We start from the raw sequence: 17,685 nt of genomic DNA, 5'->3' as shown, positions 1-17,685 counted from the left end.
AAAGGGTACTGAGACAATGAAAAAGAAAGCTGAATGGCCGCGCAAGCTGCGCTCCTATGATTGGTTCGGCGGCACCGGCAAGAACGCGATCATGCATCGCTCCTGGATGAAGAACCAGGGCCTGCCTGCCGATACGTTCGACGGCCGTCCGATCATCGGCATCTGTAATACCTGGTCGGAGCTGACGCCCTGCAACGCGCATCTGCGCGATCTTGCAGAGCGCGTGAAGCGCGGTGTTTACGAAGCGGGCGGTTTCCCGGTCGAATTCCCGGTCTTCTCCGTCGGCGAAAGCACGCTGCGCCCGACGGCGATGATGTTCCGCAACCTGGCGGCCATGGACGTGGAAGAAGCGATCCGCGGCAATCCGGTCGATGGCGTCGTGCTGCTCGGCGGCTGCGACAAGACCACGCCGAGCCTGCTGATGGGTGCTGCATCGGTCGACATCCCGGTCATCCTCGTGTCCGGCGGCCCGATGCTGAACGGCAAATGGCGCGGCAAGGATGTCGGTTCCGGCACGGCGATCTGGCAGTTCTCGGAAATGGTGAAATCCGGCGAGATGTCGCTGGACGAATTCATGGATGCGGAGCAGGGCATGGCCCGCTCGGCCGGTAGCTGCATGACCATGGGCACGGCCTCGACCATGGCGTCGATGGCCGAAGCGCTGGGCATGACGCTGCCCGGCAATGCCGCCATCCCGGCTGTCGATGCGCGCCGCCGCGTCATCTCGCAGCTTTCCGGCCGTCGCATCGTCGACATGGTCAAGGAAGATCTGAAGCCTTCCGACATTCTGACCAAGGAAGCCTTCGAAAACGCGATCCGCGTCAATGGCGCCGTCGGCGGTTCGACGAATGCCGTTCTGCATCTGCTGGCGCTTGCCGGCCGCGTCGGCGTCGATCTGTCGCTGGACGATTGGGATCGCCTCGGCCGCGAAGTGCCGACGATCGTCAACCTGCAGCCGTCGGGCAAGCACCTGATGGAAGAGTTCTACTATGCCGGCGGCCTGCCCGTCGTCATCAAGGCGGTTGGCGAGATGGGCCTGCTGCACAAGGACGCCATCACCGTGACCGGCGACACGATCTGGGCGGGCGTCAAGGATGTGGTCAACTACAATGACGACGTCATTGTTCCGCGGGAGAAGGCGCTGACGCAGTCGGGCGGCATCGCCGTTCTGCGCGGCAACCTCGCGCCGAAGGGCGCTGTTCTGAAGCCTTCGGCCGCGTCACCGCACCTGATGCAGCACAAGGGCCGCGCCGTCGTCTTCGAAAGCATCGAAGACTATCACGCCCGCATCAACCGCGACGATCTCGATATCGACGAGAACTGCGTCATGGTGCTGAAGTATTGCGGCCCGAAGGGTTATCCGGGCATGGCCGAAGTCGGCAACATGGGCTTGCCGCCGAAGGTGCTGAAGAAGGGCATCACCGACATGATCCGCATCTCCGATGCGCGCATGTCCGGTACGGCCTACGGCACCGTCATCCTGCACACTGCTCCGGAAGCTGCCGATGGTGGCCCGCTGGCGCTTGTTCAGAACGGCGACATCATCGCCGTCGATGTTCCGGCCCGCACCATCCAGCTTGAGGTGTCGGACGAGGAACTGGCGAAGCGCCGCGCCGCCTGGGTATCCCCGGTCAAGCCGCTCGCCGGCGGCTACGGCGGCCTCTATGTGAAGTCGGTCATGCAGGCCGATACGGGCGCCGACCTCGACTTCCTCGTCGGTCCGCGCGGCTCGGAAATCCCGAACAATCGCGACAGCCACTAAGATTGATACTGGAATTGGAAAGGGGCGGGACGAAAGTTCCGCCCCTTTCCTATGCTGCGCCTACGGCAAGTGCGCGGGGCATGTCTCCGGCCACACTGCTTTGATCAGCAGTCCATGATATAGTGCCCTCTTGATTGCTTCTTTGGGGGATCATTATGACAACCCTGCAGACCGATACCTATTATCTCTTTGGCAATCTTCTTCGCTTTCATGCTCACAGCCCCGATACTGGGGGAGCCTATTGCCTTGTCGAGACGCTGACGGCACCAGGGGCGGGTGCGCCGCCAAACAGGCATCCCGATGACGACGAGGCGTTTTATATTCTCGAGGGCCTGTTCGAAATCATGGTCGACGGCGAGACCGTCCAGGCGCAGGTTGGTAGTTTCGTCAAGATACCGACGGGCGCCATTCACGCGTTCCGCAATATCGGTCCGGCGCCGGGACGGCTTCTGATCATCAATTCACCCGGCCGGGTTCACGATGGTTTTTTCACCGAAGCAGGCGAGCCGATGCCGGTGGGCACACGCGACCTGCCGCCGCCGAACGGAGAACCGCTGGATATTCAGCGCGTGATTGAGATCGGACGGCGCAACGGGCTGGAGTTTTTGCCCGTGGACCATCCTCACTAATTAAATCCTCGGTCCGGCATTGATCCATTGCTAAATATGACCATCTCCGCAAGTTAGAGCGAGTCAGCTTTTCACGGAACGCTCCAAATTCGCATCGACTAGCTTTGGCTTTGGCTCTGGCTTTGCCCCTGGCTCGCCACCGTCACCTTGACCGTAAGGGTTTCGCCCGGTGTGCCGACCCGCATGCCGGAGACGGGAGCAGCGTCGCGATAGCAGAGGCCAGTCGCGATCCGGACGTAGCGGGCGTCCGGGCAGACGTCGTTGGCAGGATCGAAGCCGACCCAGCCGAGGCCTGGAATATGCACCTCCGCCCAAGCATGTGTGGCCGCCTGCTCGTTCTTGCCTTCCATCATCAGGTAGCCGGAGACGTAGCGCGCGGGGATGCGCAGCGCGCGGGCGCCAGCGATGAAGATATGCGCATGATCCTGGCAGACGCCGCTCTTTGCCTCAAGCGCTTGCTCGGCCGTTGTCTCGGTGTCGCTAGTTCCGGGCTTATATTCCACCGTCTGATGGATTGCGCCCATCAGTGCATGCATCTTGCCGAGTTCGTTGTCGCCGGAAAGGTTGCGCAACAATTCCTTCGTCAGCTTGCCGGGCTTGGTGCGCGGCGTTTCCCGCAGGAAGAGCCAGAGCGGGCTGAAGCCGCTATGCTGGCCGATCACGCCATTCAGGTCCCGGGTTTCGACCTCGCCGGTGGCGACGATCCGGGTTGTGTCCTGTGCGCCGTCGAGCGAGACGAGCGTGACGCGATTGGCGAACTGGTCCTCATATTCCACTTCCGGATGGGCGCCCTCGACCGTCAACTTCCAATCGAGGACGGTCTGGCCGGGACCGGTGAGCGGCGTGAGCCTCAGGCGCTGCAAGGAAAATTGCGCCGGTTCGTCGTAGCGGTATTCGGTGGTATGGCTGATCGTCAGTCTCATAGTGTGATCCGCTTACTGATAGAACCGGTAGCCGTCGGAGATTTCCGCGCTGAGCTTGTTGTTGCGCGAAACGAAATCCTCCAAGAATTCATGCAGTCCCTGATCCATGATGTTCTTGATGCTAAGCGTCTGCAGCATCTTGCGGATGGCATCGGCCGTCTCATGTGCCGGCAGCCGCTCCTCGTACTCAGCGCCGAGATAGCCGATATTGCTGACGATCTTTTCGTAGCAATAGGCGAGCGACCGCGGCATCTGGCCATTGAGGATCAGGAAGTCGGCAATATTTGCCGGCTTGTACTCCGGATCGTAGGCCCATTTATAGGCGCGATGGGCGGAGACCGAACGCAGGATCGATTCCCATTGCGCGTTGTCGAGCGACGAGCCGACATGCGAGATCGATGGCAGCAGGACGTAATATTTTACGTCGAGAATGCGCGCCGTGTTGTCGGCGCGCTCGATGAAAGTGCCGATGCGGGCGAAATTGTAGAGCTCGTTGCGCAGCATCGAACCGTGGAACGCGCCACGGATCAATCCGGCCCGGCGCTTGATGACCTCGATCATCTCCGGCACTTCGGCGGTCTTCAGGCGCTTGCCGAGCAATGTCTTCAGCTCGATCCAGCATTCATTGGTTGCTTCCCAGGTGTCCCGGGTCAGCGCCGTGCGGACCATGCGGGCATTGTTGCGGCCATAATCGATGCAGGACATTACACTCGACGGATTGGAGCGGTCGCGTATCAGATAGTCGATCGCGTCGGCGCCAGTCAGCTTGCCATGCACCTCGTTATAGGCTTCGCGCACGCCTGCGCTCTGCAGGACCCCATCCCAATCATCTTCCGCCGCACCGCTGCGGGTCAGCGACATGCGCTGGCCGGCATCGACCAGACGGGCTATGTTTTCGGCACGCTCGATGTAACGGAACATCCAGTAGAGGCCATTCGCGGTTCTTCCAAGCATGTCCGTCTCAGTCCTCCAGAACCCAGGTATCTTTGGTGCCGCCGCCCTGGCTGGAATTGACCACCAGCGAGCCTTCTTTCAGCGCCACGCGGGTGAGCCCGCCGGGGATGATCTGTACCTTGTCAGAAACGAGGACATAGGGGCGCAGGTCGACGTGGCGCGGCGCGATGCCTTTGTTGACCAGGATCGGCACGGTCGACAGCGAGAGGGTCGGCTGGGCAATATAATTGTTCGGCTTGGCCTTCAGCTTCTCGGCAAACTCCGTCCGCTCTTTCTTCGAGGCGGTCGGGCCGACGAGCATGCCGTAGCCGCCCGAACCATGCACTTCCTTGACGACGAGGTCGGCGAGGTTCTCCAGCACGTATTTCAGGCTGTCGGGCTCCGAACAGCGCCAGGTCGGCACGTTTTCGAGGATCGGCTTGCGACCGGTGTAGAATTCGACGATCTCCGGCATGTAGGAATAGATCGCCTTGTCGTCGGAGATGCCGGTGCCGGGCGCATTGGCGATGGTGATATGGCCGGCGCGATAGACATCCATGATGCCGGGAATGCCGAGGGCCGAATCCGCGCGGAAGGTGAGAGGGTCGAGGAAGTCGTCGTCCACGCGGCGATAGAGAACGTCGATCGCCTCATAGCCGCGCGTGGTGCGCATTTTCACCTTGCCGTCGATGACACGCAGATCCGAGCCTTCGACCAGCTCCACGCCCATCATGTCGGCCAGGAAGGAATGCTCGTAATAGGCGGAATTATAGATGCCGGGGGTCAGAACGGCGACGCGCGGCTTGCCGTTGCAGCCGCGAGGGGCGAGCGAGGCGAGGCTCTGGCGCAGCAGCAGCGGATAGTCCTCGACGCGCTGCACTTTGTTCTGGTGAAACAGCTCCGGGAACATCTGCATCATGGTTTCCCGGTTTTCCAGCATGTAGCTGACGCCGGAGGGGGTGCGGGCATTGTCTTCCAGCACGTAGAACTGGTCTTCGGCCGTCCGCACGATGTCGGTGCCGACGATGTGAGTATAGACACCGCCAGGCGGACGGAAGCCGATCATCTCCGGCAGGAAGGCGTCGTTCTTCTCGATCAGCTCACGCGGGATGCGACCGGCGCGGATGATCTCTTGCTTGTGGTAGATATCGTCGAGGAAAGCGTTGAGCGCGATGACCCGCTGTTCGATGCCCTGGGCGAGCTTGCGCCATTCTCGGCCGGAAATGATGCGGGGGATGATATCGAAGGGGATGAGCTTTTCGGCGGAGTCCGCGTGCCCGTAGACTGCGAAGGTGATACCCGTTTTCCGGAAGATGTTTTCCGCATCGCGGGATTTGGCAATTAGATGGCCTCTGTCCTGGCCGGAGTACCACTCGAAATATTTTTCGTAAGGCGTGCGCGGACTTTCATCCGCAGTAATCATTTCATCAAATGCCAAAGGCGCGGTCCCCGTGTTTTTTCCCATTTGAATACAACAGTTTTGACAATGCAAGAAGTATGCGCATTTGCACGTACGAATTTCGAAACCGGCGAAAACGCCGGGATTCCGGGCGTTTCGGGTCAACGCACCCGTAAATGAAAGTTTACGGCTGTGGCGCTGCGATCAAAATCTAAGCACGTGCTTATTTTGTCGTCGGTGCATAGAGCGGCGTGAAATCCCTCAAGCAAGGGTAGAGAAGCGGACGTGAAGAAAAATTGATGATTGGTTTCAGCGGTTCGATTTTGACGCCTTGACTGTCTTCGGCTATCAGCGGCTACCTTGTATAGCGACGATCCGGTTTCAGTTCGGGCCCGATTCGAGTCTGCAACATCAATTTCAGTCTGAGCCTCCATGTCCCTCGACACATTCGCGCCGGCGATCTTCGTCTTTCTTTGGTCCACAGGCTGGATCGTTGCGAAATATGCGGCGATGCACTCGGGTCCATTCACTTTTCTTATGATCCGGTACAGCCTCTCGGCGCTCGCCTTCGTTTTGTTTTGCGCTTTTACGGGCGCGAAGTGGCCGCGTGATTGGTCGAGCGTCTTCCGCGCCATTTATTCCGGCATCTTTCTACATGGGTTTTATCTCGGCGGTCTTTGGTGGGCGATCGCCAGTGGCGTGCCTGCGGGAATTTCGGGCATTATCGCTGCCCTGCAGCCGCTCATGACGGCGATGGCTGCGCCCTATCTGGTCGGGGAGCGCCTGCAGCCGGCGCAGCGGCTTGGCTTGCTGCTTGGTTTCGCGGGCATCGCGATCGCCATCTCGCCGAAGCTTCTATCATCGGATACCGCCAATCTCTGGAATTCGGCTATCCCGCTCGGCGTCAATCTGCTCGCGATGGTCTCCGTGACGTATGGGACGCTTTATCAAAAGCGGCATCTGCAGACCGGCGACCTTAGGACCATCGCGACGCTGCAATATGTCGGTGCACTCATCGTTGCCGCGCCTTTGGCGCTGACGTTCGAAAATTTGCATTTCGACGGCACGCACGAGGCGTTCCTTGCTCTTGCTTGGTCTGTTTTCGGCCTGTCGATGGGTGCCGTCGGTCTGCTGCTCTACCTCATCCGTCGCGGGCAAGTGTCGCGCGCCGCTTCGCTGATCTATCTGATGCCGCCCGCCGTCGCCATCGAGGCGGCGATCGCCTTCGGCGAACCGCTGACTTTGCCGATCATTATCGGCACGGTGATAGTGGTGATTGGCGTTTATTTGACCAATCGGCGCACCGCTGACGTAGTGCCGGAATAGGGCAGGCGGGATTCCGCCTGCTTTGATGGCACGGTCCCACGAGATGCCTATGGGGTGTCCTTAATATCAAAGCGCACGATCTTACCACTCTCCATGCGAAAGATGTGCATCACTGTCTTGTCCTTCAGCCCATGGGTCTGCCCCGTCAGCGGCCGGCCGTCGAGATCGAACACGGACTGAATCACCTCGACAGCGGCGACACCGTCATCGGTTGTCTGGATTGCCACCGGCTCGACATGTGGACTGACGACCGCCCATTGCCGTGTCCAATAATCGCGCACAGCCTCACGTCCATGGACGTGGCCTCCATCCATACCGTTTGCCCAAACAACATCATCGGCAAGCTCGGTAAGTACACCGTCGATGTCTCTCGCGTTGAAGCGGTCGTAGATGCGCTTGATAAGTTGCTTATGAGTGTCCGACATATCGTTTCCTCACAGTGGATTAAGGGGAGCGTGGGGCGGTTCGAGCCGAACTTGCCAGCTCGCTCGTCGATATATATACGTACATATGTAGTTTGCGGTCAACCGTAGAGAGAGGATAAGCGAGAGATGGAAAACGACGTGCTTTCTACGCCGGGGCATCTCATCAGTCTTGCTGCGCGTGGGTTCGCGCGTCTAAGCGAGGCACGTCTGAAGCCGCTTGGGTTCGGCGTCGGTCACTTGCCAGTGCTGGTCGCGTTGCAGAATGGGAAAGCAAGCACGCAACGCGATCTAGCCCGCTTTGCCAAGATCGAGCAGCCGCCGATGGCCCAGATGCTCGCTCGCATGGAGCGAGATGGTTTGATCCAGCGAACACCCGACCCGGAAGACGGACGAAGTAGCCGCATCGTTCTCACGAAGGCCGCGCAGGCCCGTATGCCGGCCGCGATTGAAACCCTGTTCAAAGGAAATCGCGATGCATTGGATGGGTTTACAGAAGGAGAAGCGGTGCAACTTGTCGCGTTACTTACCCGGTTGATCGCAAATCTGGATCAAATCACGAGCGCGGAGCCATCGTCACACACGTCCTGAGCTTGAGGCGGAGCTAGCGATGATTTGGCGACCAAGTTTTAAGACGTCGCAAAACGAGCATTCCGCGGCAACTGACTACGCAGGATGCTTGATCGATATTTCCGGCGAGAAAAACCGCTTGCAGTGTCTGTGCTGCAAGCGGTCCGATATCAGTATCTACTTTAGTTGGAGATTTCGAGAGGGGGCTTGGCCATTCAGCCCCCTCTGTTCATTCATCAAGCGCGTTCGCGGCGCTGGCCGTTGCCATTGCGTGGCCCGCGGCGCTTCATGCCGCCGTTGCCGCCTTCGCGGTGTTCGCCGTGAGCGTGGCCTTGGCCGCGCTCCTCGTTATGACGGCCTGAGGGCCGACCATGGGCGTGGCGCTGGTTGCGATGGGCGCCGGCTTCGTGGGCGGCGTTGGCGTTTGCCGGGCCGTTATGATGCGGCTTCTTGGCCGGGCGGAAATCGGACGTCGAAACAAGATCATTGTCCGCTTCCGGGCGCGGCGTGCGCTCATCGCGGCGCTGGCCGCGGAAGTCGGCATTGCGATGGTTCTCGCGCTGCGGACGATCGTCGCGCGGCCGACGCTCCTGGCGTTCGCCTGTGCGGGCGCGGGCCTCACCGTTTTCACCGTCACGTTGCGGACGGCCACCGGGGCGACCCGAACGGCCTTCCGGACGTCCCTGACCTGCGCCGCCGCGGCCCTGGTTGCCACGACCACCACGGTTGTTGTTGCCGCGAGCCGGACGGGCGCGGTCGGCAGGGGCTTCGCCGCTGGCAACGGCGATTTCGATGCCCATGAGGCGCTCGATGTCGCGCAGCAGGCGAATCTCGTCCGGTGAGCAGAAAGCGATGGCGATGCCGTCACGGCCGGCGCGCGCTGTGCGGCCGATGCGGTGGACGTAGGCGTCCGGCACTTCCGGCAGGTCGTAATTGTAGACATGCGAAACACCAGGGATATCGATGCCGCGAGCGGCAACGTCGGTTGCGACGAGCACGCGAACTTCACCATCTCGGAAGCCCTTGAGCGCGCGCTCGCGCTGACCCTGGCTCTTGTTGCCGTGAATGGAGGCGGCGGCATAGCCGACATGGTCGAGATGCTTCGTCAGCTTTTCGGCACCGTGCTTGGTGCGCAGGAAGACGATCGAGCGGCCATCCGGGTTGGCGTTCAGCGTTTCCTTCAGGATCTCGGTCTTGTGGTTCTGACCGGCGACGAAGTGGACATACTGTTCCACCTTGTCGGCTGCCTTGCCCGGAGGCGAGACTTCGACCTTCAACGGATTGGTTAGATAGTCGGAAGCGAGATCGGCAATCGCCTTCGGCATGGTCGCCGAGAACAACAGGGTCTGGCGCTTGGCCGGGACGAGCTTGGCGATCTTGCGCAGATCGTGGATGAAGCCGAGGTCGAGCATCTGGTCTGCCTCGTCGAGGACGAGATAGCTGACATGGCCGAGCGACAGGGCGCGGCGGTTGATGAGGTCGAGCAGGCGCCCAGGGGTGGCGACGAGAATGTCGGTGCCGCGCTCAAGCTGAAGCTGCTGCTTGTTGATGGAGGCGCCGCCGACCACGACGTTGATCCGCAGCGGCGTCTTGCGGACGAACAGCTTAAGATTGTCGGCGATCTGGTTCACCAGTTCGCGGGTGGGGGCGAGGATCAGCGTGCGGACGGTGCGGTTGTCGGGACGCTTGGCGTCCTTCAGCAGCATTTCGATGATCGGCAGGCCGAAAGCGGCCGTTTTGCCGGTGCCGGTCTGGGCGAGGCCGATGAGATCGCGGCCCTGGAGAACAAGCGGGATAGCCTGTGCCTGAATGGGCGTCGGAGTCGCGAAGTTGTTCTGCGACAGCGTATCGACGATCTGCTTGGAAAGACCAAGCGAGTGAAAATCGGTCAATTCAATACCTTTCGGGGCGCCAAAGCGAATAGGCCGGGTCGCACCATGCGGTCCGGTCTGTCTCTGGCGTCAAGAACCCCGCGTGAAGTGGGAACTTGTAAGTTGGAAAAAGCTTTCCAGCGCGTTCGACCGCCTTGGGTGCGGTCTCATTTCAAAAGCGCTTTTGTCCTTCTCTTGCGTACGTCTAGTCCCGCAGGGCACGCTCACGCGGCGGCCGGAAGGTGAAAGCTGACGCGCATTTGGTCTTATTCGCTGCCGAAGTCAAGAGGTGAGGTCAAAAGCTTTTCGGAAGGCAGGCGAAAGTGCCGCCGGAAGTCCGGCGGCATGGGGCGCTCGATCTTCATAGGTCAGCGGCAAACCTCGACGCGGTAAGGCCTGCCCCAACCGTCGTGACGCCATGCCCAGTAGCAGTCGGGATAGGCGCGTACATAGGCCGGAGCATAATAGGTTCGATAGGCAGGATAATAAGCCGGATAGACCGGGTAGGCCGATCGCACGGCTTCGCCAGCTAGGGCGCCGCCGACGACACCGGCGGCAAGACCGCCGAAAAAGGCGCCGCGCTCGGAGGCGCCGGCGGTCGTTGTGGTTACGGCGGCGGCGCTGCCAAGCGTCAGCGCGATCAAACCGGCCGTCGTTAAAGTGCGAAGCACAGGCATTGACATCCCTTTCCCAAAAACCAGAGGCCTCCGAGCCGAAGCCGAGTTTGAAGGTGCGTAGAAAAGGGGGCGAAGTCGCGGCTAAAAAGAGGGCCACGACATTAAATTTTGTTCATGATGAATGGGTGAAAACCTTTGATTTTCAACTAGAAATCGGTGGGTACGCCACCTTCCGCCTTACGCTTGGCGACGAAGGCGTCAAGCTCCTCTTCGGTGGCCGGATCGAGCGGGGGGCGCTCGTAATGGGCGAGCGTTTCCTTGAACGCGCGGTTGGCGTGATCGTAGGTCGTCGGTCGGCCGGCTTCCGTCCAGGTCTCGTAATTTCGCCAGTCCGAGAGGATTGGTGAATAGAAAGCGGTTTCGTAGCGCGCCAGTGTGTGGGCAGTTCCGAAATAATGCCCGCCGGGGCCGACATCGCGCACGGCATCCAGCGCCAGCGCGTCACTGCTGACATCCAGCGGGGTCAGGAATTCGGCGACCATCTGCAGCATGTCGACATCGAGGATGAATTTCTCAAAGGAGGCGGTCAGCCCACCCTCGCTCCAGCCGGCCGCATGCAGCACGAAATTGCCACCGCCTTGGGTCAGCGCCCAGAGCGACAGCGCCGATTCATAGGCTGCCTGAGCGTCCAGCGTGTTGGAGGCATTGGTGTTGGAGGTGCGGTAGGGGATGCCATAGCGGCGGGCGAGCTGGCCGCCGGCAATCACGGCCTTCATATATTCCGGCGTGCCGAAAGCCGGCGCCCCGGTCTTCATGTCGACATTCGAGGTGAAGCCGCCATACATGACCGGCGCGCCCTTGCGCACCATCTGGCTGAAGGCGATGCCGCAGAGCGCCTCGGCATTCTGCTGCACCAGCGCACCGGCAATGGTCACCGGCGCCATGGCGCCCGCCAGCGTGAAGGGCGTCACGATCACCACCTGACCCCGCGACGACATCTCGATGATGCCCTGCAGCATGGGCCCATCGAGGCGCAGCGGAGAGGAGGAGTTGATGACGGTGAAGAGCGACGGCTCCCGCTCCATCTGTTCCATGCTGATGCCGCGGCCGATGCGGGCGATCTCGATAGCATCAAGATTGCGCTGCTTGCCGAGCGAGTAGCAATGAAACGCCTTATCGGTGAGCTTGACGATGTCGGAGAGGCAATCGAGATGGCGGACTGAAGCGTGGATATCGATGGGCTCGACCGGATAGCCGCCAGTCATGTGGATGACGTCGTAGGATTGGGCGAGCTTGATCAGCTTGCGGAAATCCTCCTGATTGCCGGCCCGTCTGCCACCCTCGCGGTCCGCGACGAAAGGTGCGGAGGCGACCTGGGCGAAGACGAGATTCTTCCCGCCGATCTGAACGTTTCGGAGCGGATTGCGGGCGTGCAGGGTGAAGGTCGAGGGGACGGAGGCGATCAGCTCCGTGATCATGCCACGGTCGAATCGGACACGCTCTGTGCCGGGCGTGACGTCGGCGCCAGCGGCTTTCATGCGCTCGCGCGCTTCCGGCAAAATGATGTCCATGCCGATCTCTTCGAGAACGGTCAGCGACGCCTCGTGAATATCGTCGAGCGCTTCGGGCGACAGAAGCTCGGTGCGGGCCAGATTGTTGACGAGGTTGAGGTATTTCGCGCCGCTTGGCTTGCGGCTGCGCTCGGCCCCGCGCCCTCCGGCCCGGCGGCGACGCTCCACCGGCATGGTATCAGTCTCGTGCAAGGCCGGGTTTCTATCGTCGCTCATGCTCTCGCTCCACCATTGTGCTGATAGGATTCTTGGCAGAGTTCGGCGTCCGATGCCGCCGTCGTTTGCGACCTGGCGATGACTGTTCTGGGATAGTCAGTGGTCTGAACGCGACGTTCAGTGGATTGGTAAATATGGTTAACGGCTTGTTAAAGCGATTTGTGATAAAGCGTTTGTTGAGTAACTATTGTAAGCGTTGGGAAGAGGGGTCCTGTTGAACTCGGACGGTGAACTGCTGGAGATGGCCTGCCGCCGGATCGCAGATCTGGATCAGCCGGCCTATGTCAAGAACAGCGATCTGCGTTATGTCGCCGTCAATGAAGCCTATGCGCGGTTTTTTCGGCGCGATACCGCCGATTTCATCGGCAATCGCAGCCGTGATCTCTTCGACAGCGGCGAGGAAGTTGATCGCGAAGACAAGGAGCGCCGGGCGCTGGTTTTCGGCTCGGAAGAGATGGCGCTATGCTTCGACCCCACGGGCCGTGAGCCTTCTCGCGTGCAGATCGAAAGTTTCTCGCCGTCCGAAGACCGCGTCTATGTCTTCGGCATGTTCCTAGATGCGCCGGCTACACCTTCGCGTTCGTCTTCCGATCGCGAAAGCGGCCATATTGCGAGTGACGTCGATGAGATCGGGCTTTACCGCACGATTCTCGAGGACCTGCCGGTCGCCGTCTTCGCGCGCGATGCCAGCCATCGGCTGATTTATTCCAACGAGGCTTATGGGGCCATCACGGGGCTCAGCCGCGCCGAGGCACTGGGCAAGACCGAACATGAGATGTTCGAAACCGGCGCCGACGAGTACTTTGCGGAAAACGAGCAGGTGCTGAACGAGGGCCACGCATTCGAATTCGAAGGCACGGTGGTTGATCGGGAGCGTGTGACACACCCGCTCATGACGCGCGTCAACCGGGTCGTCACTGCCGACGGCAGGCGCTATGCCGTCGGCTCGATGACCGATATTTCCGTGTTGAAGCTGCGCGAGACTGAGCTGATCGAGGCACAGGCGCGCGCCGAGGCCTTGCATCAGGATCTGGGGAACATCCTGCGCTCGATGCCGATCGGTGTCATGATCCATGACAGCAATTACGTCGTGGAATATACCAATGATGCCTTCTACGACATCTGGGATTTCCCGAAGAACGAACATTTCGAAGGCCTGTCTTATCGCGATCTCGTCGCCAAGCATTTCGAACTCGGCCGCTATGATGCCGATGCTGGCAGTATCGACGATATCTATCAGGCGCGCCTGGAGTCCTTCCGCAATGCCGGGCCGCATTTCCAGACCGAGATGAATTTTGCCGACGGCAAATCCGTCATCATGGATGCTCGCCGCATTTCGAACGGCCGCACGCTGATTGCCTATGCGGATATCTCTTCCGTGCGCCAGCAAGCCCGCGAGATCACCGAGGCGCGCCTTGCCCTAGAGCGTCTCGGCGAACTGATGACCGACGCGACGCATGCCATGTCGCAGGGCCTGCTCATCGTGGAAGACGGCATCATCATGCTGGCAAACGATGCATTGACGGACATGCTGCGCATTCCCGCCGATCATCTGGAGATCGGCAAGCATTGGTCCATCGCGTATAACTATTGCGCCGCGCGGGGCGATTTCGGCGACGATCCGAAGGCGGTTCTGCGTGGATGGGGCAGGAGCATGGCGGCGAACAGGCCGGTTTCCGCGGTGTTCCAGATTGCGGGCGATCGCTGGATGCAGCTCGAAGCCACGATCAGCGAAAGCCGCCGTTGGACCGTGGTGCTGACCGATGTCACCGAGATGAAAGACCGCGAGGCCGAGCTGCAACTGCTGCTTTCGCGCAGCGAAGCCGCCGATCGCGCCAAATCCGAATTCCTCGCCAATATGAGCCATGAAATCCGCACGCCGATGAACGGCGTTCTCGGCATGGCGGAGCTCCTGGCTAAGACCGATCTCGATGCCCGGCAGAAGACTTTCATCGACATCATCGTCAAGTCGGGCAATGCACTGTTGACGATCATCAACGACATCCTGGACTTCTCGAAGATCGATGCCGGGCAGATGCGTCTGCGCAAGGCCGCCTTCGATCCCGCCGAGGCGGTGGAGGATGTCGCGACGCTGCTGTCGTCGCCGGCGGCGGAAAAAGATATCGAGCTGCTGGTGCGCACGGCGCCTGATGTGCCGGCCATGGTGCTCGGAGACGCAGGCCGCTTTCGCCAGATCGTCACCAATCTCGTCGGCAATGCGGTTAAATTCACCGAGCGCGGTCACGTGTTGGTCGAGGTGGAGAGCCGGCCGATCGACAACGGCGAGATCATGTTGACGCTCCGCATCGAGGACACCGGCATCGGTATTTCCGAGGAGAAGCTGGATTCCATTTTCGAGAAGTTCTCGCAGGTGGACGCTTCCTCGACGCGCCGTCATGAAGGCACGGGTCTTGGCCTTGCCATTACCGCGGGGCTCGTCGACCTCTTCGGTGGCTATCTCGAAGTCGAGAGCGAATGGGGCAAGGGTTCGGTCTTCACCGTGCATCTGCCCGTGCCGCCGGCCGCCACGCGCAGCGAACCGCGTCCGGTGCCGGTCAATGTCAAGGGCGCCGGCATCCTGGTCATCGACGACAACGAGATCAACAGGCGGATATTGACCGAGCAGTTGGAGCAATGGAGCTTTGACGGCTACGCTGCCGAAGACGGCAAGACGGGGCTAGCCATCCTCCATGCCGCTTTCGATATGGGCGTGCAGGTCGATGCCGTGATCCTCGACTACCACATGCCGGACATGAACGGCGATGAAGTCGCGCGTGCCATTCGCGCCGATTCGCGCTTCGACGGCGTTTCGCTGATCTTCCTGACCTCCATGGATGTCGCCGGCAGCGACAAGGAATTCGCGGCGCTGAACGGTCAGGCGCATCTGATGAAGCCCGTGCGCGCCAATGTGCTGCGCAGCACCATCATCGATGTCGTGCGCACGGCGCGCCGGCAGCGGATGAGCAGCGATGAAACGGCTGTCGCTTCGCAGTCGATCGAAGCCGAAGCAGTTGCTGCGATCGATACCGTCGAACGCGAAGTGGCGGCGAAACCGGTTAGCGCCATCGATGTTCTCGTTGCGGAGGACAACGAGGTCAACCAGATTGTCTTCACGCAGATCCTGCAGGTCACCGGCCTGCGCTTCCTCGTGGTCCAGAACGGCCAGGAGGCCGTGGAGGCCTGGCGCAAGCTTCGGCCATCGCTGATCATGATGGATGTCTCCATGCCGATCATGAACGGCCATCAGGCGACACGCATGATCCGGCAACTGGAAACGGAGGCAGGGCAGGGCTGGCATGTGCCGATCGTCGGCGTCACCGCGCATGCGCTCGATGTCGACCGCGATATGTGCCTGGAGGCGGGCATGGACGACTATATGTCGAAGCCGATCAGCCCCGAACTCCTGGAAGCCAAGGCCCGCCGCTGGCTCGGCGATGCTGCGCTCCAGATCGGGCGTTCCAGCAACTAAGCCTGTTTGGTTCCGCAGAGCATTTCGCGTTTTCCCGCAAATCCCTTGCGTCGCTCGACCGAGAAGCCTGCTGCCTGCAGATTGCGACGCACGAAACCGGCGGCGGCGTAGGTGGCGAAGGTGCCGCCGGCGACGGTCTTGTCGTGGAGATGCTGCATCAGTTCCGGCGACCACATATCGGCGTTTCGGGAAGGGGCAAAGCCATCGAGATACCAGGCGTCGAAGCCAGTTGCTGCTCGGCGCACGCCGTCGATCGCCGACCCGCAGACGACGCTAAGGCGCGTCTGGGCGTCGAGGGTGAGCGCAACGATGCCGCGCGGTTCCTTCGGCCAGGCAGCGACGAGCGCCTGACGCTCAGCATCGATTTCCGGCCAGTGCGATAACGCGCGATCGATCTCCTCGGCCTTCATCGGATAGAGCTCGAAGGACATGAAATGAAGTTCCGAATCCGGTTTGCGGTGCTGGCGCCATTGCCGCCAGGTTTCGCAGAAATTCAGGCCGGTGCCGAAGCCAAGCTCGCCGATCAGGAAGTTTCCTTGCTCATTCCAGCGGGCGGGCAGGCCGTTGCCGGCGAGGAAGACATGGCCGCATTCCAGCCGGCCGTCGGTCTGGCAATAAAAATGGTCGCCAAAAGCGGTCGAATAGGGCATATCGCCGTCGCGCCATTCGAGCGCCTGGCTTGCCACATTGGTCTTCGCCTCGGGCGTTTGATCGGAAACTGGATCTGTCATGGGAAGAGCCGATAATCCTCCGGGGCTTGCCGGTCAATCATCCGCCGAACTGTTGATCGTCGGCGGCGGCATCATGGGCCTTTGGGCGGCGGTGCATGCGGAGCGGCAAGGCGTCGAGACGCTGCTCGTCGATGCCGGCCGATTGGGGCAGGGGGCAAGCGGCGGCCTGCTCGGCGCGCTGATGCCGCATATGCCGGACAAGTGGTCCGAGAAGAAGCAATTCCAGTTCGATGCGCTCGTGTTACTGGAGAATGAGATTGCGCAACTGGAAGCGGCAACCGGGCTTTCCGCCGGATACCGCCGTTCCGGCCGGCTGATCCCGTTGCCGAAGCCGCATCTGCGCAAGATCGCGCTGGGCCACTCGCAGGATGCCGAAACGCATTGGCATCACGGCGAACGAAGGTTTCATTGGCATGTGCTCCATGCCGCGCCGGTGGAAGGCTGGATCGATCCGGCGGCCGGCGAAAGCGGATTTGTTTTCGACACGCTTGCCGCCCGCGTTGCGCCCCGAGCCTTCCTGAAGGTTCTGGCCAGCTTTCTTGATAAGGCGAAACATGTTCGGCTTGCCGAAGGTCTGGAAATCCAGAGCATCGATCCGGATCGCGGCACCGCAGCGACCCAAGAAGGCACGATCCGTTTCCGCCGTTGCATCCTTTCTGCCGGGCATCGCTCCTTTCCGATGCTGGACGGATTGACGCCCGGACGTCATTCTCCCCTTGGCCAGCCGGTCAAGGGACAGGCTGCTTTGCTGAAAGCGGATGTCGAGGCCGGCCTGCCGGTGATTTTCCGCGACGGGCTCTATATCGTTCCGCATGAGGGCGGATTGGTCGCGGTCGGCAGTACGAGCGAGAACCGCTTCGACAATCCGATGTCGACAGATGGTCAGTTGGACGACCTGCTGACTGCTGCGCGGACAATGGCGCCGGTGCTTGCGGGTGCCGAAGTGGTCGAACGCTGGGCCGGCTTGCGGCCGAAAGCGATCGATCGGGATCCCATGGTGGGAGCACATCCGGATCATCCACGGCTGATCGCGTTGACCGGCGGTTTCAAGGTGAGCTTCGGCCTGGCGCACCGTCTGGCCAAAGCGGCGGTCCGCGAGGCCCTGGAAATTTCCTGTTCTTTCAAGCTGCCCGAAGGTTTTACCCTTTCGAACCACGTTACGGTAGCATCCCATAAAACGTGAATATAAAGGCCGTTCAGGTCGTCAATCTGTCACGCAAATCACTTATCTCCTTGCGCATCGGCA

At 60.8% G+C, this 17,685-nt stretch carries 14 protein-coding genes; 6 read left to right on the top strand and 8 right to left on the bottom strand.

The features are described from left to right. Window positions 1-16: 16 nt before the first annotated feature. The gene (araD, locus tag ACXHXG_RS10025; RefSeq protein ID WP_104823855.1) at window positions 17-1,762 is read left to right on the top strand and encodes an L-arabinonate dehydratase; all 1,746 of its coding nucleotides are present in this window, start codon (window positions 17-19) and stop codon (window positions 1,760-1,762) included. Between the two features lie 155 nt (window positions 1,763-1,917). Continuing rightward, window positions 1,918-2,391: a cupin domain-containing protein gene (locus ACXHXG_RS10020; RefSeq protein ID WP_457899184.1), complete on the top strand. Its 474-nt coding sequence runs from the start codon at window positions 1,918-1,920 to the stop codon at window positions 2,389-2,391. A gap of 98 nt (window positions 2,392-2,489) precedes the next feature. Here ACXHXG_RS10020 and ACXHXG_RS10015 read toward each other — a convergent pair whose 3' ends face one another. From ACXHXG_RS10015 to ACXHXG_RS10005, 3 genes are read right to left on the bottom strand one after another with little or no spacing between them, the layout of a single operon-like run. Next, window positions 2,490-3,314: a transglutaminase family protein gene (locus tag ACXHXG_RS10015; RefSeq protein ID WP_457899183.1), complete on the bottom strand. Its 825-nt coding sequence runs from the start codon at window positions 3,312-3,314 to the stop codon at window positions 2,490-2,492. A gap of 12 nt (window positions 3,315-3,326) precedes the next feature. Next, on the bottom strand, window positions 3,327-4,268 hold the full coding sequence (locus ACXHXG_RS10010; protein ID WP_457899182.1) for an alpha-E domain-containing protein: 942 nt from the start codon (window positions 4,266-4,268) through the stop codon (window positions 3,327-3,329). 7 nt (window positions 4,269-4,275) lie between these two features. Then, on the bottom strand, window positions 4,276-5,685 hold the full coding sequence (locus ACXHXG_RS10005) for a circularly permuted type 2 ATP-grasp protein (RefSeq protein WP_104823851.1): 1,410 nt from the start codon (window positions 5,683-5,685) through the stop codon (window positions 4,276-4,278). A 393-nt stretch (window positions 5,686-6,078) separates the two neighbouring features. Between ACXHXG_RS10005 and ACXHXG_RS10000 the strand changes: the two genes are divergently transcribed. Continuing rightward, the gene (locus ACXHXG_RS10000; RefSeq protein WP_104823850.1) at window positions 6,079-6,972 is read left to right on the top strand and encodes a DMT family transporter; all 894 of its coding nucleotides are present in this window, start codon (window positions 6,079-6,081) and stop codon (window positions 6,970-6,972) included. Between the two features lie 47 nt (window positions 6,973-7,019). On the opposite strand, the gene ACXHXG_RS09995 is transcribed toward ACXHXG_RS10000, so the two are convergent. Next, window positions 7,020-7,397, bottom strand: a complete 378-nt coding sequence (locus ACXHXG_RS09995; RefSeq protein WP_457899181.1) for a nuclear transport factor 2 family protein — start codon at window positions 7,395-7,397, stop codon at window positions 7,020-7,022. Window positions 7,398-7,523: 126 nt separating this feature from the next. Between ACXHXG_RS09995 and ACXHXG_RS09990 the strand changes: the two genes are divergently transcribed. Next, window positions 7,524-7,985 (top strand): MarR family winged helix-turn-helix transcriptional regulator, encoded by a 462-nt coding sequence (locus ACXHXG_RS09990; RefSeq protein WP_457899180.1) that lies wholly within the window; start codon window positions 7,524-7,526, stop codon window positions 7,983-7,985. Window positions 7,986-8,200: 215 nt separating this feature from the next. Here the strand turns inward: ACXHXG_RS09990 and ACXHXG_RS09985 are convergent, their stop codons facing one another. The 3 genes from ACXHXG_RS09985 to ACXHXG_RS09975 form a co-directional block, all read right to left on the bottom strand. Next, window positions 8,201-9,856, bottom strand: coding sequence for a DEAD/DEAH box helicase (locus ACXHXG_RS09985; RefSeq protein ID WP_457899179.1), 1,656 nt, complete (start codon window positions 9,854-9,856; stop codon window positions 8,201-8,203). 347 nt (window positions 9,857-10,203) lie between these two features. After that, entirely contained in the window at window positions 10,204-10,512 is a 309-nt protein-coding gene (locus ACXHXG_RS09980) for a hypothetical protein (RefSeq protein WP_457899178.1), read from the bottom strand. Between the two features lie 146 nt (window positions 10,513-10,658). Continuing rightward, on the bottom strand, window positions 10,659-12,239 hold the full coding sequence (locus tag ACXHXG_RS09975; RefSeq protein WP_457899177.1) for a trimethylamine methyltransferase family protein: 1,581 nt from the start codon (window positions 12,237-12,239) through the stop codon (window positions 10,659-10,661). Window positions 12,240-12,453: 214 nt separating this feature from the next. Between ACXHXG_RS09975 and ACXHXG_RS09970 the strand changes: the two genes are divergently transcribed. Beyond that, the gene (locus tag ACXHXG_RS09970; protein ID WP_457899176.1) at window positions 12,454-15,708 is read left to right on the top strand and encodes a PAS domain-containing hybrid sensor histidine kinase/response regulator; all 3,255 of its coding nucleotides are present in this window, start codon (window positions 12,454-12,456) and stop codon (window positions 15,706-15,708) included. Here the strand turns inward: ACXHXG_RS09970 and mnmC2 are convergent. Then, window positions 15,705-16,439: a tRNA (5-methylaminomethyl-2-thiouridine)(34)-methyltransferase MnmC2 gene (gene mnmC2 / locus ACXHXG_RS09965; protein ID WP_283046793.1), complete on the bottom strand. Its 735-nt coding sequence runs from the start codon at window positions 16,437-16,439 to the stop codon at window positions 15,705-15,707. The genes ACXHXG_RS09970 and mnmC2 overlap by 4 nt on opposite strands. Here mnmC2 and ACXHXG_RS09960 point away from each other — a divergent pair. After that, window positions 16,438-17,622, top strand: a complete 1,185-nt coding sequence (locus tag ACXHXG_RS09960) for an NAD(P)/FAD-dependent oxidoreductase (RefSeq protein WP_457899175.1) — start codon at window positions 16,438-16,440, stop codon at window positions 17,620-17,622. The genes mnmC2 and ACXHXG_RS09960 overlap by 2 nt on opposite strands. The last annotated feature ends 63 nt before the right edge of the window (window positions 17,623-17,685 follow it).

The sequence above is a fragment of the Rhizobium sp. LEGMi-198b genome (assembly GCF_054114205.1).
Note: the sequence above shows the minus strand (reverse complement) of the source record. Positions and strands in the feature narration are given on the sequence as shown.